Genomic DNA, 1188 nt, shown 5'->3' on the forward strand with positions numbered 1-1188 from the left:
GTAGGGAGTAGGGAGTAGGGAGATGGGGAGATGGGGAGATGGGGAGATGGGGAGTTTGGTGTTATTGTTGCTAATCCCGATTCCCGATTCCCGATTCCCGACTCCCGATTCCCGATTCCCGATTCCCGATTCCCGATTCTAAATTCTAAATTCTAAATTCCCAGATCCGCTGTTCCCTATTCCCGATTCCCTATTCCCTGTTCCCTAAAAAACCATAAATATCTACTTAACAAACTATCAATTATGACAAGCATCGATTTACTGACTAATTTGCTAGGTCCCCCTGAAATACGAGGTCGTTTCTATGGGGTGACTATGGGAATAGTGACTAACAATGGCGATGAGGAAAACTTGGGGCGAGTTAAGGTCAAGTTTCCTTGGCTATCCGATAGTGATGAAAGCTATTGGGCTAGGGTATTAACTCCCATGGCTGGTAATGACCGTGGTATTTACTTTTTGCCGGAAGTTAACGATGAAGTGCTGGTAGCTTTTGAACAAGGTGATATCAATTTTCCCTATATCCTAGGGGGGTTATGGAATGGCAAAGATAAACCGCCTGAGTCTCCTGAAAAAGACAAAGAAGATAGTAAAAAAAAGACGATTAATAAGCGTACAATAAAGTCCCGTAGTGGTCATATTATTCGCTTAGATGATACTAAGGATGAAGAAAAAGTTGAGGTTATTTCCCATAATCAACATACTATCCGTTTAGATGATACTAAGGACAAAGGCAAAATTGAAGTAATTGCCCAAAGTGGTCACACTATTCGCTTAGATGATACTAAGGATAAGGAAAAAATTGAAGTAATTGACAAAACTGGCAAAAACAGCATTATTATTAATACTAAGGATAATTCGATTACCATTGAGTCTAAAGAAGGCAAACTTAAGCTTGGTGGTAAGGGTATCGAAATTATTTCCGAGGAAGATATCAAAGTTACTGCTAAGAATAACCTGGATATGAAGACAGATAAGTCATTTAAAGTTAATGCTAATGGTAGCAAAATTGAAACTAAGCAGGGGATGCACTTTAAAGCTAGTAAAGACGTGAAGATTACCGGTAATACGGTATCAATTAATTAAGCAATCAGCAATCAGCAATCAGCAATCAGCAATCAGCAATCAGCAATCAGCAATCAGGTATCAGCGAATGTGCTACGCACACGCTACGCGAACAGCTTATGGGTT

At 39.9% G+C, this 1188-nt stretch carries 2 protein-coding genes; both read left to right on the forward strand.

The features are described 5' to 3' along the window. Nucleotides 1-30: 30 nt before the first annotated feature. Nucleotides 31-156, forward strand: coding sequence for a hypothetical protein (locus tag F6K51_RS37765; protein ID WP_293031423.1), 126 nt, complete (start codon nt 31-33; stop codon nt 154-156). Between the two features lie 87 nt (nt 157-243). Next, nucleotides 244-1083 (forward strand): phage baseplate assembly protein V, encoded by an 840-nt coding sequence (locus F6K51_RS37770; RefSeq protein ID WP_293031426.1) that lies wholly within the window; start codon nt 244-246, stop codon nt 1081-1083. Nucleotides 1084-1188 lie beyond the last annotated feature (105 nt).

This window comes from Moorena sp. SIO3I8 (assembly GCF_010692325.1).
Lineage (GTDB): Bacteria > Cyanobacteriota > Cyanobacteriia > Cyanobacteriales > Coleofasciculaceae > Moorena.